Raw genomic sequence first — 25,236 nt, 5'->3', positions numbered from 1 at the left:
GCGGTTCACCGGCGATTAACCAAGGCAGCGCCTTATCGATACGGAACGAAGTTTGAGTTCTCCCGGCATGCTCTGTCACACCGCGACGTGCATTGCGCCCGGCTTTGTCGGGGCGCGTGCGGCAACGCTGTGCCTGCGGCCGCCGGGCGTGGCGTAAGCGTATCGAGAGTGCGGCGGATGACCTATGCGACCTATGTCCGGGAAGGTGGCGCGCCCTATGTGCGGCCTCGCCGCCGCCGCCGGCCTTTCCTGAAGGGGTTTTTGCTCGCACTCGCGCTCAGCGGTGGTGCGATGTCCGGCTTCTGGATGCTGGGGCAGGGCGCTCCGGGGCCGGATGCCAACAACCCGTCGTCCGCGAATGCCCGCAAGGCATCCGCCGTCCGCGTCGCGCAGCAGGCACCGGCCTATAGCGGCCTGCTGAATCCCGGCTTGTCGGATGGCAAGGGCTCGACTTTCACGCAGGGCGCTCCCGCCCGTTCCGCCTTCCAGCTGGCCGGTCAGACGCCGTCATCCTCCGCCATCGCGGCTGCCGCTCCCACCGAGCCCGCCTTGCCGCTGCCGCCGCAGCCGCCGGTCACGCTGGCGGAGAAGGCCGCGCCCATGCCCGTGCCGCGTCCGCTCGACCTGCTGCCGAAGGCAGACCCCCAGCAGCCGCAGCAGCTCCAGCCGCGCGTCGCGCAGCCGACGACGCCGCGCCGCAACCGCACGGCCGCCGCATCCGCGCCGACGCCGGAAGACAACCGCAATTTCTTCGAGAAGCTCTTCGGCGTGCAGAAGCAGGCTGCGCCGGCGGGGGCCGCGCTCGCCTATGCCGCGCCGCAGGACGACATCATCGACCGCGGCCGCATCACTCGCTTGAGCCCCTCGGTCGGAACGCCGACGCGCACCGCCGAGGCCGGCACGGCGATCTACGATATCGCCGCCAAGATGGTCTACATGCCCAATGGTGAGCGGCTGGAGGCCCATTCCGGCTTCGGCGAGATGATGGACGATGTCCGCTATGCCCATGTCCGCATGAAGGGCGTCACCCCGCCGCATACCTACACGCTGACCGAGCGCGAGGCGCTTTTCCACGGCGTGCGCGCCATCCGCCTGAACCCGATCGGCGGCAGTGGCGCCATCCATGGCCGCACCGGCCTGCTCGCCCATACCTATCTGCTCGGACCGCGCGGCGACTCGAACGGCTGCATCTCGTTCAAGGACTATGACCGCTTCCTGCAGGCCTTCCTGCGCGGTGAGGTCAAGCGCATCGTGGTGGTCGCCGGAAACGCCTGACCTGCGGTCGGCGCGCCTGCTGCCGCCCGAGGTCCGGGTTTTCGCCATGCTGCACCCCGGAGAGCGTCCGTTTCCCGCTGCGCCGGCGATGGATCAAAGCCCTATGACGGGTGGCTGAAGCTTTCGACCCGCGCATCCTTCATCAGGCTGCGGAAGTCGGCACCGCTGACATGCACCAAGGTCCGGTGGTCGCCGCCTTCGAAATAGACTTCCTTGGCGTCGCCCAAGCTTTTGTCGAGGATCACCGGCACGTCATAGGCCGATCCGACCGGCGGTACGGCGCCGATGTCGCAATCGGAGAACAGCGAGCCGATTTCGTCCTCGGAGGCGAGGCCGAGCCGCTTCTCCATCATGGCCTGCAGGCGCGAAAGCTCGATCCGGTGCGTGCTCGGCACGACGGCGAGAACATAGCCGGTCTCGTGATGGACGACGACGGATTTGGCCAGCTTGCTGCCGGGAATATGGGCCGCCTGCGCCGCCTGGCTGCTGGTGGCCGTTCGATGGTGGGCGACGGTGTCATAGGCGATGCCCTGGCCGTCGATGTAGCTTTGGAGCTTCTTTGCGATGGTCATGATAGGCGCCCCTCTCTTGCACGGTGACGCATCAGAGCAGATATCCTCCTCCCATCGCTGGCGAAGTCAACGGCGGAGCGGGGCGGGGCTGGGCCGCCAAGCGCCGCCATGCCCGGGCTGGATCCGGGCATCTCATGCGAGACGCTGCATGCTGGTTTGCGTCACTCCCGGGGCAGAGCGGAGCTTGTTCCGGGGCAGATCGAGGCGGGGCAGCCCCTTGTCGGATCAGCCGCTCGCCGCCTTGGCCCTGCTCTTGGCCGGTGCCTTTTCGGCCACTTCTCCCGTCGCCTTCTTGGTGGCGGCCTTTTTCGCGGGAGCCTTCTTCGCCGGTGCCTTAGCCTTGGCTGCACCAGCGGCGGCCTTCGGCTTGCCCTTGCCGCCCTTCGCTTCGGCCTTGGCGTTGGCCAGCTCGATCGCCTGTTCGAGGGTGACGCTCTCGGCCGTCATCGTCTTGGGCAATGTCGCGAAGATCTTGCCCCAGGCGACATAAGGGCCGTACTTGCCGGCCTTGACCTCCAGGGCGCCACCGGCGGGATGGTCGCCGAGCGCCCGGCCCGGCGTCGCTGCCCTGCCGCCGCGCCCGCCGCCGCTCTCCTTGGCGACGATCAGGTCGATGGCGCGGTTGGCGCCGAGTTCGAGCACGTCGTCGTCCTTGTCGATATTGGCGTAGACCTTGCCGTGCTGGACATAAGGCCCGAAGCGCCCGATGCCGACGAGGATCGGCTCGCCGCTCTCGGGATGCCGCGCCACTTCGCGCGGCAGCGAGAGCAGGGCCAGCGCCTTCTCCAGCGTGACGCTTGCCGGGCTCATGCCCTTGGGCAGGCTGGAGCGCTTCGGCTTCTCGCCCTCGCCGAGCTGGATATAGGGGCCGAAGCGGCCGTCGCGCAGCGTGACTTCGAGATTGGTCACCGGGTCCGTGCCGAGGATGCGCACGCCCGGCGCGCCCTGGCCGCCCTCAGTGCTGGCCTCGCCATCGGCGGCAGGGACGGAGAGCGGGCGCGTATAGCGGCATTCCGGGTAGTTCGAGCAGCCGACGAAGGCGCCGAACTTGCCGAGCTTCAGCGAAAGCTGGCCGTTGCCGCAGGTCGGGCACACCCGCGGGTCGGAACCATCGGCCTTCTGCGGGAAGATATACTCGCCGAGGATGCCGTTGAGCGCCTCCAGCACGTCGCCGACGCGCAGGTCCTTGGTCTCGCCGATCGAGGCCTGGAATTCCTCCCAGAACTCGCGCAGCAAAGCCTTCCAGTCGATCTCGGCATTGGAGACGCGGTCGAGCTTCTCCTCGAGATTTGCGGTGAAGTCGAACTCGACATAGCGCTTGAAGAAGCTCTCCAGGAACGACGTCACCAGCATGCCCTTGTCCTCGGGCACGAGGCGCTTCTTCTCGATGCGGACATATTCGCGGTCGCGCAGGGTCGAGAGCGTCGCGGCATAGGTCGACGGCCGGCCGATGCCGAGCTCTTCCATGCGCTTGACGAGGCTCGCTTCCGAGAAGCGCGGCGGCGGCTCGGTGAAATGCTGGTCGGCGGCGATGGCGCGCTTTTCCAGCTTGTCGGCGGCCTTCATCGCCGGCAGCTTCTTCGAGTCCTCGTCTTCCTCGTCGTCGCGGCTTTCCTGGTAGAGCGTCAGGAAGCCGTCGAAGAGCACGACCTGGCCGGAGGCGCGCAGGTCTAGATTGCGGGCGCCGACCTTGGCCGCGATGTCGACTGTGGTGCGCTCCATCTCGGCCGATTCCATCTGGCTCGCGATGGTGCGCTTCCAGATCAGCTCATAGAGCTTGGCCTGCTCCGGCTCGAGCTGGCGCGCGACCATCGCCGGCAGGCGGCCGAGATCGGTCGGGCGGATGGCCTCGTGGGCCTCCTGCGCGTTCTTGGCCTTGACCATGTACTTGCGCGGCGCGTTCGGGACGTATTTCGCGCCGAACTCCTTGCCGATAACGCTGCGCGCCGCCGCAATGGCCGAGCTGTCCATGTCGACGCCGTCGGTACGCATATAGGTGATGAGGCCGACAGTCTCGCCGCCGATATCGACGCCCTCATAGAGGCGCTGCGCGAGCTGCATCGTCCGCGCCGGAGCCAGGCCCAGTTTGCGCGAAGCCTCCTGCTGCAGCGTCGAGGTCTGGAAGGGCGGCTGCGGATGGCGCTTGACCGGCTTGGCCTCGACCTCGCTGACGGTGAAGAGCGCAGTTTCCAGCGCCGCCTTGAAGGCTTTGGCCTCTTCCTCGTTGCCGATATCGAGCCGGGCGATCTTCTTGCCGTCGGCGCCGACGAGGCGGGCCTCGAAGGTCTGGCCGGACGCGGTCGCGAGCGTCGCGACCAGAGACCAGTATTCGCGGGCCCGGAAGGCCTCGATCTCGCGCTCGCGGTCGCAGACGAGGCGCAGCGCCACCGACTGCACGCGGCCGGCCGAGCGGGCGCCCGGCAGCTTGCGCCACAGCACCGGCGACAGCGTGAAGCCGACGAGATAGTCGAGCGCCCGGCGGGCCAGATAGGCATCGACCAGCGCCTGGTCGATCGCGCGGGGATTGGCCAGCGCCTTCTGCACGGCGTCCTTGGTCACGGCGTTGAAGGTGACGCGCTCGACGGGAATGCCCTTGAGCACCTTCTTCTGGTTCAGCGCCTCCAGCACATGCCAGGAGATGGCCTCGCCCTCGCGATCCGGGTCGGTGGCGAGGATCAGCTTCTCGGCGCCCTTCACGGCGCGCGCGATCTCGGCGACCTGCTTGGCGCCGCGGCCCTCGATCTCCCATTTCATGGAGAAGTCGTTGTCTGGCTCGACCGAGCCGTCCTTGGCCGGCAGGTCGCGGATATGCCCGAACGAGGCGATGACCTCGTAGTCGGAGCCCAGGTACTTGTTGATCGTCTTGGCCTTGGCCGGCGACTCGACGACGAGGAGCTTCATGATTTTCGTGTCTCGATGACAGCCTTGATCAGAGCGCGGAGCCGGCCCTGAAGGGCGGTCCCGCGACCCGCAAGACCGCTGCGGTTCGGATTTGCGCGCGAAGGTGGTTCAGCGCGCCCGCCGTGTCAAACCCCGAATGGGTGGTGACGACGATCGCCGGCCCGCTGATGCAGCGGTGAGACATGGGGACGATCGCAGGCTTTGCAAGCGAAGAAGCGATCGCTCCGCACCACCGCCAAGGGGCTGCCCGTTTTCGTCATGGTCGGGCTTGTCCCGACCATCCACGTCTTCATCGATGACTGATTGCATTCAAGACGTGGATGCTCGCCACAGAGGCGAGCATGACGGGGAGGGCGGGGCCCTCAGGCTCGCGCCGCCACCAGTCGGTCGATGAAGCCATCGGTCTGGGCGCCGTTGATCCAGCGCAGCACCGCGACGACATCCTGCTCGGGATCGACCCAGATCACGTTGCTGCCGGCGCCGAGCGCCGAGAAGGACGCAGCCGGCACGCCCGGACGCGCCGCCAGCCACCAGAGATAGCCGTAATTCGTCAGGGTGGGCGAGGGCGTCAGCATGCGCCTGACCCAGTCGCGCGACAGGATCTGCCGGCCGCCCCAGTCGCCCTCGCGGCCGATCAGCAGGCCGAAGCGGGCATGGTCGCGCGCGCCGATGAACAACCCGCCGCCCCAATGGCCGCCGCCCGGCACCGACTGGATCGAGCGCCCGTCAACCTCCGTGAAGGAGGAAGAGTAGCCCTCCCAGCGCCAGTCCGGCGAGGCGCCGATCGGGTCCATGACCCGCTCGCGCAGAACCTCAGGCAGCGGCCGGCGGAAGCGCTCGAGCAGTGCGTAGGAGAGAACGTTCACGCGCACGTCGTTGTACTCGTAGAAGCTGCCGGGCGTCTTGAGCTCGCGGCGCTGGCCCTTGCGGCTGTTGTCGGCGCCTGGGCCGATCTGGCGATTGTGGTCGACCTGGTCGGACTTGCCGAAGATCTCGCCCTGCCATTCGCTCGATTGCTGCAGCAGGTGGCGCCAGGTGATCTGGCCGTTATGCGCGCCGGAGAAGATTGGGCTGGCGACCGTCGCGCCCACCGCCTCGTCCACATCCTTGATCAGCCCATCGTCGAACGCGATGCCGGCGAGCACCGAGAGGTAGCTCTTCGCGATCGAGAAGGTCATGTCGGTGCGGGCGGTGTCGCCCCATTCGGCGACGATGCGCCCGCCCTTCAGGATCAGGCCGGCCGGGCCGCCGCGCTCGCGCACCGGGCCGACGATCTCGGTCCAGGGGCCGCGCTCGTTCCACTCGACATTCCCGACATAGCTGCCGTCCGGGTAATACAGGCTGCGCGGCCAGGGGCTCTCCTGTTCTCGGGCGAAATCGACCGCCGCCTTCAGCCTGCCCGGGTCGAAGCCGGCCTTGGCGGGCGCGATCGTCTGCCAGAGGGCCCCATTGGGGGCGGGGACGAAGGCATCGGTCGGGCTGGACAAGGCGGCATCCTCAACGAGCGGCGGAAAACCCGATTGGTAGCGCCGTTTCGGCAAAAGCTCCACGACCCACAGGACATGTGCCCTCCCTGTCGGGACGCGCTTGCGCCGCGCCCGACTCGCGCCTAAACAGCCTGCTTCAAATGACATCGCCAGCACCGCTCTATCCGCACCGCCATCTCCTCGGGATCGAGGGGTTGTCCCATCTGGACATCGAAGCGCTATTGGACAGGGCGGAGGACTATGTCTCCCTCTCCCGCCAGGTCGAGAAGAAGACGACGGCCCTGCGCGGCCGCACCCAGATCAACCTGTTCTTCGAGCCCTCGACGCGGACGCAGGCCTCCTTCGAGCTCGCCGGAAAGCGCCTCGGCGCCGATGTGATGAACATGTCCGTCGCCTTCTCTTCGGTGAAGAAGGGCGAGACGCTGATCGATACCGCCGCGACGCTCAGCGCGATGCGCCCCGACATCATCGTCGTGCGCCATCACGCGGCGGGCGCGGTCAACCTGCTCGCCCGCAAGGTCGGCTGCTCGGTGATCAATGCCGGCGACGGCGCCCATGAGCATCCGACGCAAGCCCTGCTCGACGCGCTGACGATCCGTCGCAACAAGGGCCGCATCCAGGGCCTGACGGTGGCGATCTGCGGCGACATCCTGCATTCGCGCGTCGCCCGCTCCAACATCATTCTGCTCAATGCGCTCGGCGCGAAGGTTCGCCTGATCGCGCCGACGACGCTGCTGCCGCCCGGCATCGAGCGCATGGGCGTCGAGGTCTTCACCGACATGAACAAGGGCCTGGAGGGCGCCGACATCGTCATGATGCTGCGCCTTCAGCTCGAGCGCATGAACGGCGCCTTCGTGCCGTCGGCGAAGGAGTATTTCCGCTATTACGGGCTCGATCAGGAGAAGCTGGCGCGGGCTCAAGCTGACGCGCTGGTGATGCATCCCGGCCCGATGAATCGCGGCGTCGAGATTTCCTCGGCCGTCGCCGACGGTGCCCAGTCGCTGATCCGCGAGCAGGTCGAGATGGGCGTCGCCGTCCGCATGGCGGTGCTCGACGCGCTGGCCCAGCATCTGCCGAATGTCTGAGCGTAAAGAGACCGAACATGGCTGACACGCAGGACATCGCAATCGTCAACGCGCGCCTGATCGACCCGGCCACCGGGCGCGAAGGCACTGGCTCCGTTCTCATCCGCGACGGCGCGATCGCCGCGGTTGAATGGCAAGGCGCGCCCGCGACGGGTGAGGGCGTGCGCCGCATCGATGCGAAGGGGCAGGTTCTGACGCCGGGCCTCGTCGATCTGCGCGCCTTCCTCGGCGAGCCCGGCGCCGAATTCCGCGAGACGCTCGGCACCGGCTCTCACGCCGCCGCCGCCGGCGGCGTCACCACGGTCGTCTGCCGCCCGGATACCAACCCGGTGATCGACGACCCCGCGATCATCGATTTCGTCAAGCGCCGCGCCCGCGACAAGGCCGTCGTCAACGTCCTCTCCTGCGCCGCCCTGACCAAGGGGTTGGAAGGCAAGGAGATCACCGAGTTCGGCCTGTTGCTGGAGGCCGGAGCGGTCGCCTTCTGCGATGGCGCCAAGGGGCTTCGCAATCCGCAAGTCATGCGCCGCGCCATGATCTATGCGCGCAATTTCGACGCCCTGATCATGAACCATGTCGAGGATCCCGATCTGCGCGGCTCCGGCGTGATGAACGACGGCGAATTCGCCAGCCGCAAGGGCCTGCCGGGCATTCCGATCGAAGCCGAGACGGTGATGCTGGAGCGCGACATCCGCCTCGCCCGCGCCAGTGGTGCCCGCTACCACGCCGCGATGATCTCCTGCGCGGAATCGGTCGAGCTCGTGCGTCGCGCCAAGCAGGACGGCGTGCGCGTCACCTGCGGCGTCTCGATCAACAATCTCACCCTCAACGAGAACGATGTCGGCGAGTATCGCACCTTCTGCAAGGTCACGCCGCCGCTGCGCCATGAGGACGATCGCCTTGCCATGGTCGCGGCGCTGGCCGAGGGCGTGATCGACGTCGTCGTCTCCGACCACGACCCGCAGGACGTCGAGACCAAGCGCCAGCCCTTCTCCGAATGCGCGGATGGCGCGCTCGGCATCGAGACCATGCTTTCGGCTGCCCAGCGCCTGGTCCAGGCCGGGCAGATCGGCCTGCCGCAATTGCTCGCTGCGCTCTCGGCCCGGCCGGCCGCGCTGATCGGCCTTTCCGCCGGCAGGCTCGCCATCGGCGCGCCCGCCGACCTCGTGCTCTTCGATCCCGAGGCGCCCTTCGTCGTCGACAAGCGCAAGCTCAAGTCGCGTGCCAAGAACTCGCCTTTCGACGAGGCGCGCCTTGAAGGCATCGTCGCCGCGACCTTCGTCGGCGGCCGGGTGGCTTACGAAGCCGAGCCGGGCTAGGCTGTCCGCGAACCGCGGGGGAAAAGGGGCGGCATGACGGATGTTCTGAACTGGGGCCTCTCCGGCCCCGCCACGCTGGTTGCCCTCGTCGTCGGCTATCTCTTCGGCTCGATCCCCTTCGGCATCATCCTGACCAGGCTCGCCGGCGGGCCGGACCTGCGCAGCATCGGCTCCGGCAATATCGGCGCGACCAACGTCCTGCGCACCGGCAACAAGAAGCTCGCGGCGGCCACCCTCGTCGGCGACATGCTGAAGGGTACGGTCGCGGTTCTCGTCGGCGCGCGCTTCCTCGGCGGGCCGGAGGCTGCGCTGGCGGCGGGCGTCGGCGCCTTCCTTGGCCATCTCTTCCCGGCCTGGTTGCGCTTCAAGGGCGGCAAAGGCGTCGCGACCTATCTCGGCGTGCTGATCGGCGTGAAGGCCTCGATCGCGCTCGTCTTCGCCGCGATCTGGCTGAGCATGGCCTATCTGTTCCGCTATTCCTCGCTCGCGGCGCTGGTCGCCAGCGTCCTGACGCCGCTGCTGCTCTGGTTCTGGGCCGGGATGCCGAAGGCGGCGCTCATCATGGCCGGGCTCACCGTCCTGCTCTGGATCATGCACCGCGAGAATATCGCCCGGCTGCTGGCCGGGCGTGAAGGCAAGATCGGCCAGAAGGGCTGACGGCGACATGGCTGGGATCGTCCTTTCCGATCGCCAGCGTCTCGATTGGTTGCGGTTGATCCGCAGCGAGAGCATCGGCCCGCGCAGCTTCCGCTCCCTGATGAACCGTTTCGGCGGCGCGGCCGCGGCGCTCGATGCGCTGCCGGATCTCGCCCGGCAGGCCGGCCGCACTATCCGCATCTGCCCGGCCGGGGAGGCTGAGCGCGAACTCGGCGGCCTGTCGCGGCAAGGCGGCCGCTTCATCGCGCTCGGCGAGGCCGGATATCCCGTGCCCTTGCAGGCGATCGATTCGGCTCCGCCCCTGCTTGCTGTGCTCGGTCGCGCCGAGGTGCTGCAACGATCCGGTGTGGCGCTTGTGGGGTCGCGCAATGCCTCCGCGGCGGGAATGAAGTTCACCGCGCGACTTGCCCGCGAACTCGGCGAGGCGGATTTCAACGTGGTTTCGGGCCTCGCGCGCGGCATCGACACCGCCGCCCATGAGGCGAGCCTGGAGACCGGCACGGTCGCCGTGCTCGCCGGAGGGATCGACCAGATCTATCCGCCGCAGAACATTCCGCTCGCCCGCCGCATCCTGGAGCGCGGTGCGATCGTCAGTGAGATGCCGCTCGGCTGGGTCGCGCGGGCCCGCGACTTTCCCCGCCGCAACCGCCTGGTCTCAGGGCTGTCGCTGGGCACGGTCGTGATCGAGGCCGCGCGCCGCTCGGGCTCGTTGATCACCGCGCGCTTCGCCAACGAGCAGGGCCGGCTGGTCTTCGCCGTGCCGGGCTCGCCGCTCGACCCGCGTGCCGAGGGCGGCAACCACCTCATTCGCGAGGGCGCGACGCTTTGCGCCGAAGCCGCCCATGTCATCGAGGCCTTGCAGCCTCTGCGGCAGCGTGAGCCGGGGGCGCAGATGCTGCTGCGCGAGCAGCCACGCGACCCGGCCGGCGAGGCGATGTGGGATGAGCTCGATCTTCCGGAGGTGCTGCCGGCTCCGGACTTCACCGGGCAGGATGAGGATGCGGCCCCGCTGGCGCCGGCTTCAGTAGTAGTCGAAACCGCCGACGGGTTGCAGCTCAAGCGCGTCGTTCTGGATCTGCTCGGCGCTACGCCGGTCGCCCTCGACGATCTGGTGCGCGCGAGCGGGCAGGGCGCCGGCGCGGTTAATCGGACGCTGGTGGAGCTGGAACTGGATGGCGAGATCACCCGCCATCCAGGTGGTTTGCTGACGCGTTTGCGTCGCTGATCGCCGGGCTAGCGCGGCTCGGCCGAGCTTGCCGCGACGGGTTTCAGCAGCATTTGGGCGTTCTCGAACGGCAGCCCCTGATCATCGCTGGGCCTGCGCGACACCTCTTCGAACCCGAGAGCGCGGTAGAAGGCGTAGGCTCGATCGTTGGCGGTATAGACTTCAAGTTGCAACTGGCCCTTCAGCGCCAATGCATGTGCGACGAGCAGGCGCCCGATGCCGTAGCCTTGATGGCGCGGGGACACGAACAGCCCGCCGATGAAATCCTCCATCAGGCTGATGAAGCCGGCTTGCTCCCCGTCGCGCATGGCGACCCATGTTTCGGCACGGGGCAGATAGACGGTCTCGACCAAGGTTTGCTGCTCGCGCAGCCGGTCTTCGCCGATGAATGCGTGGACTTCGCTTGAGGCCGCGAGCCAGATTCGCGACAAGCCTTCGACGTCCGCCGTCTCATAGGCGCGGATAGTCGTATTCTCGGTTTTCATAATGTGTCCGTAGATGGATATGTGCAAAGACAGGCGCCACCTGGGCGCCGCAAAATTCCGCTCTCTGCGGGTTCAGTTCCGGCCTCTGCGCATAAATCTCCTTCTACCTTGTGTGCCGCTCTAGGGCGGCCAGGGCTGCAAGTAAAGCCACGTCGTGATGCTTAGACACGGTCTATTGCCCCAAGCTTGCCGGGTGCGTCGTTCACGTCGGCGATGCGGGCCACCTCGCTGGAGGCCTCGATGCGGGCCATCTCGAGAAAATAGCCGAGGCCGTCGAGCTTCGCCGCCTTGGCGATGCCGCGGAGTTCGGCCGCCATGCCCTCGATGAAAGAGGCGGCTTCCAGCGGTGACATCGGCCTATTGGGAACGTCGTCGCCGGTGCCCCCGCTTGCGATGGCTTCAAGTGAGATCAGCTTGGACGCTTTTTGCTTCATGGCGGATGGCTTCCCTCGCATAGTCGGGGACCAGCTCGTCCGGCAGAGCTTCGACTCCCGGATCGGTATACAATTATAGATTGCAAATGTGAATGAAATTCAATCTTTAGTATATTAGGCCAGCAGAAAAACTGCGGCCGGAAGCGTCGCTAGCGCAAGCAGCGTCTGCAGGGTCGTGATTTCAGCCATGAGGGGTGCGTCGCCGCCCAGGTCGCGCGCCAGGAAATAGGCGGCGGTCGCGGTCGGCACGGCGCTTGCGACCACCGTCATCGCGAGGGCAGGGCCGGTGACGCCGAACCAGCCGGCATACAGCCAGGCAAGCACGGGCAGGACCGCGAGCTTAAGGCCGACCGCCACGGCATGGGCCAGCCGGGGGCGGGCCAGCTTGCCGAGGTCGAGCGCCGAGCCGACCACGAGCAGGCCGATGCCGAGTGAGGCGCGGCCGAGCACGTCGAGATAGCCGGTGAAGGCGCTGGGCAGCATCCACTGGAGCTGGTTGAGCGCCAGCCCGGCCGCCGAGGACCAGATGAACGGGTTGTAGAGGATCGAGCGGATCGTCGCGCCGAGGCTCATCGGCTTGCCGCTGGCATAGCGGGCGAGCACGAACACGCACATTACGTTGAGCAGCGGGATCATCGAGGCGACGGCGATCGCCATCAGCGTCGTGCCTGTATGTCCCTGCAGGCCGGCCGCCAGCGCAAGGCCGACGAAGGTGTTCCAGCGCACCGAGCCCTGGAAGATCGAGGTGAAGGCCGGCCCGTCGATGCCGGCGCGCGCCAGCAGCGGGCGGGCGAGCAGGAGCAGGGCGGCGACGCTGAGAATGGCGAGGACGAGGCTCGAGCCCATGCCGAGCACCGGCATGCTGCGCAGGTCGGCCATGGCCAGCGTATGGATCACCACCGCCGGAAAGAGCACCTGATAGGTCAGGCGTTCAACGCCGACCCAATGCGCCGGCGAGACCACGCCTCGCGCTTTCAGGAACCAGCCCGTAGCAATGACGAGAAATACGGCGATCAGGCTGTCGAGCATGGAGGGGCCGGAGGCGAGGGCGGGGCAGGAGGGCGGGGGAGAGGCCGTTGCAAGAGGCCGTCGCGAGAGCCCGTCGGGAACAATACCGACGGGTAGCCGTTTTGACTGTCGAACCGACCTGTCCCTGTCATGCCCTCTCATGGCCGGCAAGGGCACGCGAGAAGAGCCGCCCTGTGCCTGCCGCAATGCCGCCGCGATTGGTTCAGGTCCCATTCAACCGGATTGCCCCATGCTGGCTTCAACATTGGGTGATCTCGCGAAAGGAGATGCCGTCATGATGTCTCTGAAGAAAAAGGCCGCTGTTGCGCTGACCGTGGCCTGCGTTGCCGCAGGCAGCTTCGCCGTTCCCGCCATGGCGGCCGAAACGCGCGGTTTCGACGCGGCGCGCCTCGACAAGGCTCAGGCCGAATACACCCAGTATCGCTACCGTAACGGCTATCGTGGCCATTGGCGCGGTCCGTCGCGCGGCGCGGCGGTCGCTGGCGCCATCGGTCTCGGCATCCTCGGCGCGGCGGCCATCGCGGCCCAGAACCGTGCCTATGCGGCGCCGAACTACTATTACGATGACGGCTACTATGCGCAGCCTGCGCCAGTCTACGCCTATCCGCGCCGCTATTACTATCAGCAGCCCTATGACTGGCGCTATGAGCGCTGACGGGCGTTGAATGGCCTGCCTCGCAAGGCCCGCGCAATGCGCGGGCCTTTGTATGTCCCGGGTTTATTGCGTTTGTCAGGATATTCTTGAGGTTTCGACGCCATGGAATGGTGTCATGTGTTTTCCGATGAGGGATGTCGTTACGATGAAGTCGCTTGGACGCGCAGTGGTGGCGGGCTTCGGTCTGGTCGTGATGGCCTGGGCTTCCGCCCAGCCTGCGGTCGCCCAGTATTATGGTGGCCAGGGCCAGGGTTACGGCTACGGCTATGAGCGCCGGCCCCGCGACGGCTACGATCGCCGTGGCTATGAGCGCCGGGATTTCCGGGGCGACGACGGCCGTGGCTCCCGGTACGATGACCGTGGGCCCCGTTATGGCGGCGGCTATGGTCGCGATGACGGTCGAGGCCGTGGCTATGGTCGCACGCAGAATCCGATGGCGGGCATGACGCTCGAAGAGCAGAAGCGCGCGGTCAAGAACGAGCGCGAGGCGCAGAAGCGGGCGATCAAGCGCGGCCAACTCTACCGCTAGGCCGGTTCCGTCCGGGATCCGCCACGCCGTTTTTCACGGAGGCCGCTTCGCGCCGTCGCGCGGGGCGGCCTTCAGTCGTTCTGGCCGTCGTCCTCGGCTTCCTGCGGGCCGAGCCGGCCGAGCCGGTCGAGCGCGCCTTGCAGGATGTAGGCTGCCGCCATCTTGTCGACGACGGCGGCACGCTTGGCGCGCGAGGCATCCGCATCGAGCAGGGTGCGCGTCACCGCCAGCGTCGACATGCGCTCGTCCCAAAACACGATCGGCAGCGCGGTCAGCGGCGCGAGGTTTCGCACGAAGGCGCGGGTCGACTGCACCCGCGGACCCTCCGTGCCATCCATGTTGAGCGGCAGGCCGATCACCAGCCCGGCCACTTGATGCTTTTCCGCAATCTTCAGAAGGGCAGCCGCGTCGAGCCCGAACTTCACCCGCTGGATCGTCTCAAGGGGCGACGCGATCTGCCGCTCGAGGTCCGAGAGGGCAAGCCCGATCGTCTTGCTGCCGAGGTCGAGCCCGAGCAGGCGCGCATGCGCCGGCAGGTCGATGAAGGATTCAAGCGGAACGACGGCGCTGGTCATGCCATCGCGGTATCATGCGCCGGCCCGCGTCGCGAGCAATACCTTCTCCGATGCGCCCGGCGAATGGCGGGTCCCCGGCAGCTGTAGCGCGACAGTCATCGCGTATTGCCGGCTATCAGGCTATATGCGCCGACTTGGATAGCGGCGCCCTTGGATAGCGGCGCCCTTGGATAGCGGCGCCGCCGCATGGAAGGACAGTCCCGTGCCGGCGCGGATTTCGCTGCAAGTTCCCGACAGGTCCCTGCTCGACGCCTATCAGGCGGCTTTGCGCGGCGGCTGGTCGCCGAATACGACGCGCAACGTCGCGCCCCAGCAGCTCGCAGCCATCGCGGCCGATCCCGATGCCTTCCTCGCCGAGACGCGTGGCGGCCCGGGCCGCGTGAAGCTGCCGGATGGCCGTGAGGTCGATCGCATTCCCGGCCCGACGCGCTGGATCTTCGCGGAGGATCGCCCGGAGCGGCCCTTCATCGGGTCGATCAACCTGCGCTGGCAGGAGAAGGACGGTCGCCCGATCCTGGCTCTGCCGGAGCATGTTCTCGGCCATGTCGGCTACACCATCCTGCCGGCCTTCGCCGGTCACGGCTACGCCACCGCAGCGCTCGCCGCGATGCTCGGCGTGGCGCACGAGGCCGGCTTGCCCGAAATCACCATCACCTGCGACGCGACCAACCATGCCTCGCGCCGTATTATCGAAAAGAACGGCGGGCGGCTGATCGAAACCTTCGTCGCGCCGCTCTACAGCCCCGATCAACGCCTTCGCTTCCTCGTCAGCACTGCCCCATGACCGATATCGTCATCACCGAATTCATGGACGACACCGCCGTCGCTAACCTGAAGGCGCGCTTTTCGGTCCATTACGATCCCGAGCTCTACGCCAACCCGGACGAGATGGCCCGGCTCTTCGCCGATGTCCCGGCCGTGATCGTGCGCAACCAGACGCAGGTGCGCGGCAAGGTGCTGGAAGCGGCGAAGCGGCTGAAGGTGATCGGCCGGCTCGGCGTCGGCCTCGACAATCTCGACATGGAGGCCTGCGCCGCGCGCGGCATCCGCGTCTTCCCCGCGACAGGAGCCAACAGCCTCTCCGTCGTCGAATATGTCATCGGCACGACGATGACCCTGCTGCGCGGCGCCTATTTCGCCAATGCCGCGATGGTCGCCGGCGAATTCCCCAAGACGAAGCTGATCGGCCGCGAGATCGCCGGCAAGCTGATGGGTCTCGTCGGCTTCGGCTCCATCGCCCGCGACGTCGCCCGCCATGTCCGCGCGATCGGTATGGAGGTGGCGGCCTACCACCCGCGCCTTCCGGCGGACGACCCGGCCTGGAGCGGCGTCCGGCGGCTGGAGCTCGACGAGTTGCTGGCCGAGGCCGACGTGATCAGCCTGCATGTCCCGCTGACCTCGGAAACCCGCGGCATGATCGACGCGAAGGCCTTCGCCCGGATGAAGCCGGACGCGATCCTGATCAACACGGCGCGCGGCGGCATCATGGACGAGGCGGCTCTGGTCAAGGCGCTCAAGGCCGGCAAGCTCGGCGGCGCCGCGATCGACGTCTACGAGCAGGAGCCGCTCGGCAAGGACGCCGCCAAGGTCTTCGCCGGCGCGCCGAACCTGATCCTGACGCCGCATATCGCCGGGAATACGGTAGAGTCGAACGGGCGGGTGTCCGGGCTCGTCGCCGAGAAGGTCATGGCGGCGCTGGAGGAGCGGATTTAGGGGAGTAATCTGGGCAATCGACAGAGACCGCTTCCGATCCGCCTATCGCGCCCGCAGCATTTCTGAAGATCGTAATTTCAAATTCTAATGCAGGAGGAAGGTATAAACTTTCTCCCGTCCATCGGTCCGTAGCAAGATTCTTCACAGATCTGTTGTTCGATCAGGGTGCCGTCATCCTTCCGTGTTACCCTGTGGCAAGCCATAAAACCTTTAAAACTCGGCATTTCTTTGCGAAAAAGATCTCCGAGTTTTCTGCCGTTCAGCGTTTCTTCAGCGCGCGCATGTTTAGAAAAAAATAATGCACAGTAAATAATGGAAATAGATATAATATAGCATTTATGTCTCATTTTAGGGTAATTGATGGATTCTGGAAATGTTCGTGTGCATGTTTTAAGAAGAAGATTTAGCATTGTGCTCGAAATAATCGCCGGCACTCATACGAAATCAAACCGATCGACATCGACCAGCCCCTTGTCGGTGATCTTGAGATGCGGGATCACCGGTAGAGTGAGGAAGGCGACCTGCAGGAAGGGCTCGGCCAGCACGACGCCGAGCGCCTTTGCCGCGGCGCCTAACCTGATCCTGACCCTGCATATCGCCGGCAATGCGGTGGAGTTGAACGGGCGCGGCTCTGAAGGGGCGTTCTGACGCGAAAATCAGGACTTTACCGACGCGCGACGCAACGACGCTGGCGCTCTGTCGACTGGCCTTGTCGATTTCGAAGGCCCGGATTTGTGCCGCCGGTTACCTCAAGTATTTGCCCTCTGGGGCATCGGCCGTCGTCGACGAGAACCTTCTGGCCGGCAATGATCTGTCCCTTGGCCGGCTCGCGGCTATAAATCTGCTGCGCGGTTGCTGGGCCGAGCAGCAGGAGCGACGAAAAGGCAAACGTGAAGATACCGCAGCGTGTCATGGCAACCTCATATCGAGACAAGAATATCTAAAGGATTCAGACGACCGATCGTCAATTGCACCTTCGGCCCGTTCCCGACCCATTCCAGATATCCGTCGACTGGCGCGCCCTACGGGCCAGCGCCACAGGCTCACACGAAATCGAACCGATCGACATCGACCAGTCCCTTGTCGGTGATCTTGAGATGCGGGATCACCGGTAGGGTGAGGAAGGCGACCTGCAGGAAGGGCTCGGCCAGCACGACGTCGAGCGCTTTCGCCGCGGCGCGCAAGCGTTCCAGATCGTGCCGCACCACCTCGAAGGGCTGCTCGCTCATCAGCCCGGCGACCGGCAGCGCCAGTTCTGCCGTCACCTTCCCGCCATCGGCCACGGCGAAGCCGCCGCCGATCGCGATCAGGCGATTGGCCGCCGCCGCCATCGAGGCCTCGTCGACGCCGACGACGCAGAGATTGTGGCTGTCATGCCCGACCGAGGAGGCGATGGCGCCGCGCTTCATGCCGAAGCCATGGACGAAGCCGGTGGCGATGCCGCCGTTCTTGCCGTGCCGCTCGATCACCGTGACCTTGATCGCATCCTGCGCGAGATCCGGCAGAGCCTCGCCGTTGCGCGAGGGCAGGGCCATCGCCAGACGCTCTGTGATGATCCGCCCCGGCACCACGCCGATCACCGGCGTCTCGCCGTCGCGGGCCTTCACCGCGAAATCGGCGGGGGAGAGCTTGCGGCTCTTCACGCTGCCGAGCCCGACGGGAGCGATATTCGCCCGGTCCGCGAACAGCGCCTCCTCGACCAGCCGGCCCCCCGTCAGGACCTGCTTCACTGAGCAGGCGGCAAGGTTTTCGACCAGCACGATATCGGCGCGCTTGCCCGGCCCGATGAAGCCGCGGTCGAAAAGCCCGAAATTCCGCGCCGCCGAGAGCGAGGCGATGCGGTAGGTCGCGAGCGCATCCGCGCCCTCCGAGATGGCGGTGCGGATCATGTAGTCGAGATGGCCCTCCTCGCCGATATCGAGCGGGTTGCGGTCATCGGTGCAGAAGGCGAGGAAGGGCGAGGCGTCGCGCGAGATCAGCGGGATCAGCTGATGCAGGTCCTTCGAGACCGAGCCCTCGCGGATCAGGATCGCCATACCCTTGGCGAGCTTTTCGCGGGCCTCGTCGGCGGTCGTCGTCTCATGGTCGGTGCGGATGCCGGCGGCCAGATAGGCGTTGATGTCCATGCCCCGCACCAGTGGTGCATGGCCGTCGATATGGCGATGCGAGAAGGCTTCGAGCTTGGCGAGGCAGCCGGGATCGCGATGGATCACGCCGGGGAAGTTCATGAACTCGGCCAGCCCGATCACCTTGGGATGATCCATCATCGGGGTGAGGTCGCCGGCCTCCAGCGCGGCCCCGGCCGTCTCCAGATGCGTCGCCGGCACGCAGCTCGACAGGTTGACGCGCAGGTCCATCCGCATCGCCTCGGCGCAGGCGAGGAAATAGCGGATGCCCTCGACGCCCAGCACGTTCGAGATTTCGTGCGGATCACAGATCGCGGTGGTGACGCCATGCGGCAGCACGCAGCGCTCGAATTCGAGCGGCGTCACCAGCGAGGATTCGATGTGCAGATGCGTGTCGATGAAGCCGGGCACGGCGATCAGGCCCTTCGCATCGATGACGCGCTTGCCCTCGTAGGCTCCATAGGTCCCGACGATGGTGTCGCCGCAGATCGCGATATCGCTCTCCACCAGCGTGCCGGTGACGAGATCGAGCAGCTTCGCGCCCTTGATGACGAGATCGGCCGGTTCGTCGCCATGTCCCTGGGCGATCCGGCGGGCGAGCGTTGCAGCGTCGGTCATGGGGCGATTCCGTGGGTTCGTCATGGCGCCAGCCTGCCTCTCTCCGTCCGCAATGTCGACTTGGTCGGCGGCCCGGATCGGCCTAGATAGTGGCCGGCATTTCGAAAGCCCGGAGCCTTCGCATGAAACTCACCTGGTACGGCCATTCCGCTTTCCGCGTCGATCTCGACGGCGCCGCCATTCTGATCGATCCGTTCTTCACCGGGAACCCGGCCTTCGCGGGCGATGTCGCGGCGATCTCCAAGGGCGTCAGCCATATCGTCGTCACCCACGGCCATGGCGACCATGTCGGCGACACGCTGGACATCGCTGCCAAGACCGGCGCGACCGTCGTCACGAACTATGACCTCGCCATGCATCTGGCCTCGCAGGGTCTGAAGAATTTCAGCCCGATGAACACCGGCGGCACGGTCGATCTCGGTCCGTTCAGCGTCACGCTCGTCCGCGCCGATCATTCGGCCGGGATGGGCGAGGGGGGCGTCAACGTCCCCGTCGGCAACGCCAATGGCGCGATCATCAAGGCCAAGGGCCAGAAGACGCTCTGGCATATGGGCGACACCGACATCTTCTCGGACATGGCGCTGCTCGCCGAGATCCATGGTGTCGAGGCCTGCATTTGCCCGATCGGCGATCGCTTCACCATGGGCGGCAAGGTCGCTGCGCTCGCCATGACGCGCTTCGTCAAGCCGAAGGTCGCGATCCCCGCCCATTACGGCACTTTCCCGATCATCGACCAGAATGCCGACGCCTTTGTCGCCGGTATGCAGGGCAGCGGCATCGAAGTCGTGCTGCCGAAGAAGGGCGAGGCTTTCGCGATCTGAGCCGGAGAAACCGGCCTGATTGCTCAATGCTGATTTACGTTTGCCCGTTCGCCGCGCTATAGCGCGGCGAACCGTTTCCGGCGCGCGATCCGCGCCCTATTCAGGAGTCCGCCATGTCGGTCGATCTCGCCACCGTCAAACGCGTCGCGCATCTCGCGCGCATCGCCGTGCCGGAGGCCGATCTGCCCAAGCTGCAAGGCGAGCTCAACGCCATCCTCGGCTTCGTCGAGCAGCTCAACGAGGTGAATGTCGACGGCGTCGAGCCGATGACCTCGGTGACGCCGATGGCGATGAAGCAGCGCGAGGACGTGGTCACGGATGGCGAGATCGCCGACGCGATCGTCGCCAACGCCCCGGCTTCCGAGGACGATTATTTCATGGTGCCGAAGGTGATCGAGTAAGCGCGCGGCGCGCTCCTTCATCATCCCGGATGCGAGAAGCGCCACCCGGGATCGCCATCCGCATGCAGAACGGAATTGAAACCGTGACCGATCTCACCCGCCTGACGCTGACCGAGGCCCGCGACGGCCTGAAAGCCAAGACCTTCTCCGCGACCGAATTGACGAAGGCGCATATCGCCGCCGTCGAGAAGGCCCGCGCCCTCAACGCCTATGTGCTTGAAACCCCCGAGCACGCCCTGAAGCAGGCCGCGGCTTCCGACGAGAAGCTCGCCAAGGGCGAGGCCGGCCCGCTCGAGGGCCTGCCGCTCGGCATCAAGGACCTCTTCGCGACCAACGGCGTGCGGACCACCGCCTGCTCGAACATCCTCGGCAATTTCGTGCCGGCCTATGAATCGACTGTGACGAGCCAGCTCTGGCGCGATGGCGCCGTCATGCTCGGCAAGCTCAACAACGACGAATTCGCCATGGGCTCGTCGAACGAGACCTCGGCCTTCGGCAATGTCGTGAACCCCTGGCGCCGCAAGGGCTCCAACGTGAGCGCAGGGCAGGGCGGTGCCGTCGAGGGCACCCATCTGGTGCCGGGTGGCTCGTCGGGTGGTTCGGCCTCGGCCGTCGCCGCCGATCTCTGCCTTGCTGCGACCGCGACCGATACCGGCGGCTCGATCCGCCAGCCGGCCGCCTTCACCGGCACGGTCGGCATCAAGCCGACCTATGGCCGCTGCTCGCGCTGGGGCACCGTCGCCTTCGCCTCCTCGCTCGATCAGGCCGGGCCGATCGCCAAGACGGTGCGCGACGCGGCGGTGATGCTGCGCTCGATGTCCGGGCACGATCCGAAGGACACGACCTCGGTGGACATGGCGGTGCCGGACTACGAGGCCGCCGTCGGCCGCTCGGTGAAGGGCATGAAGATCGGCATTCCTCGCGAATACCGGCTCGACGGCCTCAACGCCGAGATCGACGCGCTCTGGCAGCAGGGGATTGCCTGGCTCAAGGCAGCCGGCGCCGAGATCGTCGAGATCTCGCTGCCGCATACCAAATACGCCCTGCCGGCCTATTACATCGTCGCCCCGGCCGAGGCCTCCTCGAACCTCGCCCGCTATGACGGCGTCCGCTACGGCCTGCGCGAGCAGGGCAAGGACATCGTCGAGATGTATGAGAAGACCCGCGCCGCCGGCTTCGGCGCCGAGGTCAAGCGCCGCATCATGATCGGCACCTATGTCCTCTCGGCCGGCTATTACGACGCCTATTACGTCCGGGCCCAGAAGATCCGCACGCTGATCAAGCGCGATTTCGAGACGGTCTACGCGCAGGGCATCGACGCCGTGCTGACGCCGGCGACGCCGTCGGCAGCCTTCGGCATCGGCGAGAAGGGCTCGGCCGATCCGGTCGAGATGTATCTCAACGACGTCTTCACGGTGACCGTGAACATGGCGGGCCTGCCGGGTATCGCGGTCCCCGCTGGTCTCGACGCGCAGGGCCTGCCGCTGGGCCTCCAGCTTATCGGCCGCCCCTTCGACGAGGAGACGCTGTTCTCGCTCGGCGAAGTCATCGAGCAGGCGGCCGGGCGTTTCCCGGTCTCCGAGCGCTGGTGGGGTTGAGCCGGTTTCGGTTTTTGCTGAGGCCGCTTTGAAAGGCGCTGGTCATCCCGGACAAGCGGCGAAGCCGCGCCGATCCGGGATCCATGCCTGAACTGTTCCGGAATGGATCCCGGGTCTCGCGCTGCTCGCCCAGGATGACATGCGCATTCCCTGATCGTTAGGGTAGGCAACCCTCCGAGGAAACGGCGATGATCTTCAGCCGCGCCATGGCCTATGCCTGCTTGACCGCGCTTGCCGGCATCCTCGCCGTCGTCGTCGTGCTGATGATCCTGCTCACGGTCCTCCAGCTCATGCGGGGAGAGGTCATTCCTGATCCAGCCGCGCGAGCCATCGGAACGGTCGTTGCCGCCGGCCTCGCACTCATCTGCCGGGCGGTGGCGAAGCGGCTGATCGGTTGATCTGAGCCTGCGTGTTTGGCGCCCGAACCACGAAGCTGAAAAATGGCGAACAAAAAAGGGGCCGCAGTGATGCGGCCCCTTTTCCATATTGGTTATCTCTCTCCTTCCGGGATGCGCGAGCACCCCGGAAGGAGAGTGGCGTCAATGCGCCCCGGTCGGCTCGGCCGCCGTCGCCTTCCGCTTGGTCCCGCGCAGATCCGCCAGCCAGCGCACCATCACGTAGAACACGGGGGTGAAGATCAGGCCGAAGATCGTCACGCCCAGCATGCCTGAGAACACCGCGATGCCCATCGCCTGGCGCATCTCCGCGCCGGCACCGATCGACACCGTCAGCGGCAGCACGCCGAGGATGAAAGCCATCGAGGTCATCAGGATCGGCCGAAGGCGGGTGCGGGCGGCAGCGACGGCCGCGTCGCGGCGGTTCATGCCCTCGTCCTCGGCCTGCTTGGCGAACTCGACGATCAGGATCGCGTTCTTCGCGGCGAGGCCGACGAGCACCACCAGGCCGATATCGACCAGGATGTTGCGGTCGAGCCCCGCATAGTTCACCCCGAACATCGCCGCCAGGATACACATCGGCACGATCAGGATAACCGAGAGCGGCAGGAGCCAGCTCTCGTAGAGCGCAGCCAGCAGAAGGAAGACGAATACCACCGCGAGGCCGAAGGCGACGACCGCGGTGTTGCCCGCGAGCTTCTCCTGCAGCGCGATCTCGGTCCATTCGAAGCCGAAGCCTGCCGGCAGGCGCTCCGCCGCGATCTTCTCGACCGCCGCGATGCCCTGTCCGGTCGAATAGCCATGCGCCATCGAGAGCTGCACTTCGGCTGCCGGATAGAGGTTGTACCGCGGCACGCGATAGGCGCCGGTCGTGTCGTGGAACGACGCGATCGAGCCGATCGGCACCATCTCGCCATCCGCGTTGCGGGTCTTGAGATTGGCGACGTCGCGGGTGGTCAGGCGGAAGGGATTATCCGCCTGTGCCGTCACGCGATAGGTCCGGCCGAGCAGGTTGAAGTCGTTGATATAGGCCGAGCCCATATAGACCGACAGCGTCTCGAAGATGCGCGTCACCGGCACGCCGAGCATCTCCGCCTTGGTGCGGTCGATATCGGCATAGATCTGCGGCGTCTTGGTCGAGAACAGCGTGAAGGGCTGCTGGATGCCTGGAACCTGCCCGGCCGAGCCGGCGACGATCCAGGCCGCCCCTTCGAGCGCGGTGAGCCCGCGGCCGCCGCGATCCTGCACATAGCCCTTCAGGCCGCCACCGGTGCCGATGCCCGGGATGGCCGGCGGCTCGATCAGCAAGGTGAACGCTTCCGAGATGCCGAACATCTGTTGCCGGAGATCAGCAAAGATGCCCTGCGTCGTCAGCCCCAGTTTCTCGCGGTCCTTGAACGGCGCGAGCGTGACGAAGGCGACGCCGGTGTTAGGCGCGATGGTGAAGGTCGCGCCGTCGAGGCCGGCGAAGGCGACGGTATGCGCCACGCCAGGGCGTGACAGCAGTATCTCGTTGGCCTTGCGCAGCACGGCGTCCGTACGCTGCAGCGACGAGCCGGGCGGCAGCTGGAGCACGGCGATGAAATAGCCACGGTCGAGCTGCGGCACGAGGCCGGTCGGCGTCCTGCGGATGTCCCAGACGGTGGCCGCGATCAGGCCGGAATAGACGATCAGCAGGATCACCGCGATGCGGATGAGCCGCGAGGTGACGCGCCCATAGGTGCGCGACAGCCAGTCGAAGCCGGCGTTGAAGTAGTGGAAGAACCAGCGGATCGGGGCGCCCAGCTTGTAGAAGAAGCCGTGCTGCTCGTGCTCGTCATGCTTCTTGTGCGGCTTGAGCAGCACGGCCGACATCGCCGGCGAGAGCGTCAGCGAGACGAAGCAGGAGATCGCCGTCGAGGCTGCGATCGTCACCGCGAACTGCTGGTAGAAGGTGCCCTGCAGGCCGCTGATGAAGGCGGTCGGGATGAACACCGCGCAGAGCACGAGCGCGATCGCGAGCAGCGCGCCGCCGACCTCGTCCATGGTCTTGTGCGCGGCTTCCTTGGGTGAGAGGCCCTCTGCGAGATAGCGCTCGACGTTCTCCACCACGACGATCGCGTCGTCGACGACGATGCCGATGGCGAGAACCAGCGCCAGGAGCGAGATGGTGTTGAACGAGATGCCGACCGCGCTCATCACCAGGAAGGTGCCGACCAGCGAGACCGGGATCGCGACGATCGGGATGATCGCGGCGCGCCAGGTCTGCAGGAACAGGATCACCACGATCACGACGAGCACGATCGCTTCGAGCAGCGTCCGCACGACCGCGTCGACGGATTCGCCGATGAACTCGGTCGGATTGTAGATGATGCGGTGCTCGAGGCCGACCGGGAACTGCTTGGCCATTTCGCCCATCGTCGCGATGAGCTTGTCCGAGGTTGCGAGCGCGTTCGAGCCCGGGCGCTGGAAGACGCCGATGGCGACCGTGTTCCGGTTATCGAGATAGGCGTTGGTGGTGTAGTCCTGCGAACCGAGTTCGACGCGGGCGATGTCGCGCACGCGGATCGTGCCGCCATCCGCATCGGAACGCACGACAATGCTCTCGAATTCGGAGACGTCGGTCAGGCGGCCGAGCGTGTTGACCGAGAACTGGAACGCTTCGTCGGACTTCGCCGGTGGCTGGTTCAGCGCGCCCGCCGCGACCTGCACGTTCGCGGCCCGGAGAGCGGCGACGACGTCGGCAGCCGTGAGGTTGCGTGCCGCGACCTTGGCCGGGTCGAGCCAGATGCGCATCGAGAAGTCGCGCGCACCGAAGACCTGCACGTCGCCGACGCCATCGACGCGGGTCAGCACGTCCTTCACGTAGAGCGAGGCGTAGTTCGAAATGTACTGTGCGTCGCGCGATCCGTCCGGCGAGATCATGTTGATGACCATCAGGAAGTCGGGCGAGGCCTTGCGGACCTGGATGCCGAGCGCACGCACGTCTTGCGGCAGGCGCGCCTCGGCCTGCGAGACGCGGTTCTGAACCAGCACCTGCGCCTGGTCGATGTCGGTGCCGCCCTTGAAGACGACGTTGATGGTCACCCGCCCGTCGCCGGTCGACTGCGAGGTGATGTAGAGCATGTCGTCGACGCCGTTCACCTCCTGCTCGATCGGCGTCGCCACGGTGGCGGCGACCGTCTCGGCCGAGGCGCCGGGATAGGTGGCTGTGATCGAGACCGTGGGCGGCGCGATCTCTGGATATTCGGCGATCGGCAGCGAGCGCTGCGCGATGGCGCCGGCGATCGTCAGCAGCACCGAGAGAACGGTGGCGAAGATCGGCCGGTCGATGAAGAAATGGGCGAAGCGGAACAT

General features: G+C 66.4%; 23 protein-coding genes and 1 pseudogene. 13 read left to right on the top strand and 11 right to left on the bottom strand.

The window, feature by feature from the left end; all coding sequences use genetic code 11:
- Nucleotides 1–177 precede the first annotated feature (177 nt).
- Nucleotides 178–1,275 (top strand): DUF2778 domain-containing protein, encoded by a 1,098-nt coding sequence (locus AC6RIC_RS16885; protein WP_499733190.1) that lies wholly within the window; start codon nucleotides 178–180, stop codon nucleotides 1,273–1,275.
- Between the two features lie 101 nt (nucleotides 1,276–1,376).
- Here AC6RIC_RS16885 and AC6RIC_RS16880 read toward each other — a convergent pair whose 3' ends face one another.
- From AC6RIC_RS16880 to AC6RIC_RS16870, 3 genes are all read right to left on the bottom strand, one after another.
- Nucleotides 1,377–1,847 carry an aminoacyl-tRNA deacylase gene (locus tag AC6RIC_RS16880; protein ID WP_499733189.1) on the bottom strand — a complete coding sequence of 157 codons (471 nt, stop codon included), beginning with the start codon at nucleotides 1,845–1,847 and terminating at the stop codon, nucleotides 1,377–1,379.
- Between the two features lie 225 nt (nucleotides 1,848–2,072).
- Complete coding sequence (topA, locus tag AC6RIC_RS16875; protein ID WP_499733188.1) at nucleotides 2,073–4,748, bottom strand: type I DNA topoisomerase; 2,676 nt, start codon at nucleotides 4,746–4,748, stop codon at nucleotides 2,073–2,075.
- Nucleotides 4,749–5,110: 362 nt separating this feature from the next.
- Nucleotides 5,111–6,235: a serine hydrolase domain-containing protein gene (locus AC6RIC_RS16870; protein ID WP_499733187.1), complete on the bottom strand. Its 1,125-nt coding sequence runs from the start codon at nucleotides 6,233–6,235 to the stop codon at nucleotides 5,111–5,113.
- A 140-nt stretch (nucleotides 6,236–6,375) separates the two neighbouring features.
- Here AC6RIC_RS16870 and AC6RIC_RS16865 point away from each other — a divergent pair, with 140 nt between their 5' ends.
- Genes AC6RIC_RS16865 through dprA form a run of 4 tightly spaced genes read left to right on the top strand, consistent with a single transcriptional unit; the run spans nucleotide 6,376 to nucleotide 10,521 of the window.
- Nucleotides 6,376–7,320 (top strand): aspartate carbamoyltransferase catalytic subunit, encoded by a 945-nt coding sequence (locus AC6RIC_RS16865; RefSeq protein WP_454657347.1) that lies wholly within the window; start codon nucleotides 6,376–6,378, stop codon nucleotides 7,318–7,320.
- A 17-nt stretch (nucleotides 7,321–7,337) separates the two neighbouring features.
- Nucleotides 7,338–8,639 (top strand): dihydroorotase, encoded by a 1,302-nt coding sequence (gene pyrC / locus AC6RIC_RS16860; RefSeq protein WP_454657346.1) that lies wholly within the window; start codon nucleotides 7,338–7,340, stop codon nucleotides 8,637–8,639.
- Nucleotides 8,640–8,672: 33 nt separating this feature from the next.
- On the top strand, nucleotides 8,673–9,296 hold the full coding sequence (gene plsY, locus AC6RIC_RS16855) for a glycerol-3-phosphate 1-O-acyltransferase PlsY (protein ID WP_499733186.1): 624 nt from the start codon (nucleotides 8,673–8,675) through the stop codon (nucleotides 9,294–9,296).
- A gap of 7 nt (nucleotides 9,297–9,303) precedes the next feature.
- Complete coding sequence (dprA, locus tag AC6RIC_RS16850) at nucleotides 9,304–10,521, top strand: DNA-processing protein DprA (RefSeq protein WP_499733185.1); 1,218 nt, start codon at nucleotides 9,304–9,306, stop codon at nucleotides 10,519–10,521.
- An 8-nt stretch (nucleotides 10,522–10,529) separates the two neighbouring features.
- On the opposite strand, the gene AC6RIC_RS16845 is transcribed toward dprA, so the two are convergent.
- The 3 genes from AC6RIC_RS16845 to AC6RIC_RS16835 form a co-directional block, all read right to left on the bottom strand.
- Nucleotides 10,530–11,006: a GNAT family N-acetyltransferase gene (locus AC6RIC_RS16845; RefSeq protein ID WP_454657343.1), complete on the bottom strand. Its 477-nt coding sequence runs from the start codon at nucleotides 11,004–11,006 to the stop codon at nucleotides 10,530–10,532.
- A 161-nt stretch (nucleotides 11,007–11,167) separates the two neighbouring features.
- Nucleotides 11,168–11,440 carry a hypothetical protein gene (locus AC6RIC_RS16840; protein WP_454657342.1) on the bottom strand — a complete coding sequence of 91 codons (273 nt, stop codon included), beginning with the start codon at nucleotides 11,438–11,440 and terminating at the stop codon, nucleotides 11,168–11,170.
- A 114-nt stretch (nucleotides 11,441–11,554) separates the two neighbouring features.
- Entirely contained in the window at nucleotides 11,555–12,469 is a 915-nt protein-coding gene (locus tag AC6RIC_RS16835; RefSeq protein WP_499733184.1) for an AEC family transporter, read from the bottom strand.
- A 274-nt stretch (nucleotides 12,470–12,743) separates the two neighbouring features.
- Between AC6RIC_RS16835 and AC6RIC_RS16830 the strand changes: the two genes are divergently transcribed.
- A complete protein-coding gene (locus AC6RIC_RS16830) occupies nucleotides 12,744–13,124 on the top strand; it encodes a hypothetical protein (protein WP_454657340.1) in 381 nt (126 codons plus the stop codon).
- 145 nt (nucleotides 13,125–13,269) lie between these two features.
- Nucleotides 13,270–13,653: a hypothetical protein gene (locus AC6RIC_RS16825; protein ID WP_499733183.1), complete on the top strand. Its 384-nt coding sequence runs from the start codon at nucleotides 13,270–13,272 to the stop codon at nucleotides 13,651–13,653.
- A 71-nt stretch (nucleotides 13,654–13,724) separates the two neighbouring features.
- On the opposite strand, the gene ruvX is transcribed toward AC6RIC_RS16825, so the two are convergent.
- Nucleotides 13,725–14,228, bottom strand: a complete 504-nt coding sequence (gene ruvX / locus AC6RIC_RS16820) for a Holliday junction resolvase RuvX (protein WP_454657338.1) — start codon at nucleotides 14,226–14,228, stop codon at nucleotides 13,725–13,727.
- Nucleotides 14,229–14,430: 202 nt separating this feature from the next.
- On the opposite strand from ruvX, the gene AC6RIC_RS16815 reads away from it, so the two are divergent.
- Both AC6RIC_RS16815 and AC6RIC_RS16810 read left to right on the top strand, forming a co-directional pair.
- Nucleotides 14,431–15,012, top strand: coding sequence for a GNAT family N-acetyltransferase (locus AC6RIC_RS16815; RefSeq protein WP_499733182.1), 582 nt, complete (start codon nucleotides 14,431–14,433; stop codon nucleotides 15,010–15,012).
- Nucleotides 15,009–15,941, top strand: coding sequence for a hydroxyacid dehydrogenase (locus AC6RIC_RS16810; protein ID WP_499733181.1), 933 nt, complete (start codon nucleotides 15,009–15,011; stop codon nucleotides 15,939–15,941). The genes AC6RIC_RS16815 and AC6RIC_RS16810 overlap by 4 nt, the downstream gene beginning before the upstream one ends.
- Nucleotides 15,942–16,375: 434 nt before the next feature.
- On the opposite strand, the pseudogene AC6RIC_RS16805 reads toward AC6RIC_RS16810, so the two are convergent.
- The 3 genes and pseudogenes from AC6RIC_RS16805 to ade all read right to left on the bottom strand — a co-directional run.
- Nucleotides 16,376–16,519: pseudogene (locus AC6RIC_RS16805) on the bottom strand (adenine deaminase C-terminal domain-containing protein); the annotation flags it as partial.
- Nucleotides 16,520–16,605: 86 nt separating this feature from the next.
- Complete coding sequence (locus AC6RIC_RS16800) at nucleotides 16,606–16,854, bottom strand: DUF6719 family protein (protein WP_499733180.1); 249 nt, start codon at nucleotides 16,852–16,854, stop codon at nucleotides 16,606–16,608.
- Nucleotides 16,855–16,984: 130 nt separating this feature from the next.
- Complete coding sequence (ade, locus tag AC6RIC_RS16795) at nucleotides 16,985–18,685, bottom strand: adenine deaminase (RefSeq protein WP_499733179.1); 1,701 nt, start codon at nucleotides 18,683–18,685, stop codon at nucleotides 16,985–16,987.
- A 122-nt stretch (nucleotides 18,686–18,807) separates the two neighbouring features.
- Here ade and AC6RIC_RS16790 point away from each other — a divergent pair, with 122 nt between their 5' ends.
- The 4 genes from AC6RIC_RS16790 (at nucleotide 18,808) to AC6RIC_RS16775 (ending at nucleotide 21,903) form a co-directional block, all read left to right on the top strand.
- Nucleotides 18,808–19,506 carry a metal-dependent hydrolase gene (locus AC6RIC_RS16790; RefSeq protein WP_499733178.1) on the top strand — a complete coding sequence of 233 codons (699 nt, stop codon included), beginning with the start codon at nucleotides 18,808–18,810 and terminating at the stop codon, nucleotides 19,504–19,506.
- Between the two features lie 113 nt (nucleotides 19,507–19,619).
- Nucleotides 19,620–19,907, top strand: a complete 288-nt coding sequence (gatC, locus tag AC6RIC_RS16785; protein WP_199087433.1) for an Asp-tRNA(Asn)/Glu-tRNA(Gln) amidotransferase subunit GatC — start codon at nucleotides 19,620–19,622, stop codon at nucleotides 19,905–19,907.
- Between the two features lie 83 nt (nucleotides 19,908–19,990).
- Nucleotides 19,991–21,505, top strand: coding sequence for an Asp-tRNA(Asn)/Glu-tRNA(Gln) amidotransferase subunit GatA (gene gatA, locus AC6RIC_RS16780; RefSeq protein WP_454659007.1), 1,515 nt, complete (start codon nucleotides 19,991–19,993; stop codon nucleotides 21,503–21,505).
- 188 nt (nucleotides 21,506–21,693) lie between these two features.
- A complete protein-coding gene (locus AC6RIC_RS16775) occupies nucleotides 21,694–21,903 on the top strand; it encodes a hypothetical protein (RefSeq protein WP_454657331.1) in 210 nt (69 codons plus the stop codon).
- Nucleotides 21,904–22,044: 141 nt separating this feature from the next.
- On the opposite strand, the gene AC6RIC_RS16770 is transcribed toward AC6RIC_RS16775, so the two are convergent.
- Nucleotides 22,045–25,236: an efflux RND transporter permease subunit gene (locus AC6RIC_RS16770; protein WP_499733177.1), complete on the bottom strand. Its 3,192-nt coding sequence runs from the start codon at nucleotides 25,234–25,236 to the stop codon at nucleotides 22,045–22,047.

This window comes from Allobosea sp. TBD101, assembly GCF_059817965.1.
The sequence above is the reverse complement of the archived record's forward strand: the minus strand, read 5'-3'. Positions and strand labels throughout refer to the sequence as shown.

Coding starts and splice junctions, on each gene's coding strand:
- AC6RIC_RS16825 (WP_499733183.1), top strand. CDS start 13,270: ATGAAGTCGCTTGGACGCGCAGTGGTGGCGGGCTTCGGTCTGGTCGTG.
- ade (WP_499733179.1), bottom strand. CDS start 18,685: ATGACCGACGCTGCAACGCTCGCCCGCCGGATCGCCCAGGGACATGGC.
- dprA (WP_499733185.1), top strand. CDS start 9,304: ATGGCTGGGATCGTCCTTTCCGATCGCCAGCGTCTCGATTGGTTGCGG.
- gatC (WP_199087433.1), top strand. CDS start 19,620: ATGTCGGTCGATCTCGCCACCGTCAAACGCGTCGCGCATCTCGCGCGC.
- topA (WP_499733188.1), bottom strand. CDS start 4,748: ATGAAGCTCCTCGTCGTCGAGTCGCCGGCCAAGGCCAAGACGATCAAC.
- ruvX (WP_454657338.1), bottom strand. CDS start 14,228: ATGACCAGCGCCGTCGTTCCGCTTGAATCCTTCATCGACCTGCCGGCG.
- AC6RIC_RS16880 (WP_499733189.1), bottom strand. CDS start 1,847: ATGACCATCGCAAAGAAGCTCCAAAGCTACATCGACGGCCAGGGCATC.
- AC6RIC_RS16835 (WP_499733184.1), bottom strand. CDS start 12,469: ATGCTCGACAGCCTGATCGCCGTATTTCTCGTCATTGCTACGGGCTGG.
- AC6RIC_RS16810 (WP_499733181.1), top strand. CDS start 15,009: ATGACCGATATCGTCATCACCGAATTCATGGACGACACCGCCGTCGCT.
- pyrC (WP_454657346.1), top strand. CDS start 7,338: ATGGCTGACACGCAGGACATCGCAATCGTCAACGCGCGCCTGATCGAC.
- AC6RIC_RS16800 (WP_499733180.1), bottom strand. CDS start 16,854: ATGACACGCTGCGGTATCTTCACGTTTGCCTTTTCGTCGCTCCTGCTG.
- plsY (WP_499733186.1), top strand. CDS start 8,673: ATGACGGATGTTCTGAACTGGGGCCTCTCCGGCCCCGCCACGCTGGTT.
- AC6RIC_RS16845 (WP_454657343.1), bottom strand. CDS start 11,006: ATGAAAACCGAGAATACGACTATCCGCGCCTATGAGACGGCGGACGTC.
- AC6RIC_RS16865 (WP_454657347.1), top strand. CDS start 6,376: ATGACATCGCCAGCACCGCTCTATCCGCACCGCCATCTCCTCGGGATC.
- AC6RIC_RS16775 (WP_454657331.1), top strand. CDS start 21,694: ATGATCTTCAGCCGCGCCATGGCCTATGCCTGCTTGACCGCGCTTGCC.
- AC6RIC_RS16790 (WP_499733178.1), top strand. CDS start 18,808: ATGAAACTCACCTGGTACGGCCATTCCGCTTTCCGCGTCGATCTCGAC.
- AC6RIC_RS16830 (WP_454657340.1), top strand. CDS start 12,744: ATGATGTCTCTGAAGAAAAAGGCCGCTGTTGCGCTGACCGTGGCCTGC.
- AC6RIC_RS16770 (WP_499733177.1), bottom strand. CDS start 25,236: ATGTTCCGCTTCGCCCATTTCTTCATCGACCGGCCGATCTTCGCCACC.
- AC6RIC_RS16840 (WP_454657342.1), bottom strand. CDS start 11,440: ATGAAGCAAAAAGCGTCCAAGCTGATCTCACTTGAAGCCATCGCAAGC.
- AC6RIC_RS16885 (WP_499733190.1), top strand. CDS start 178: ATGACCTATGCGACCTATGTCCGGGAAGGTGGCGCGCCCTATGTGCGG.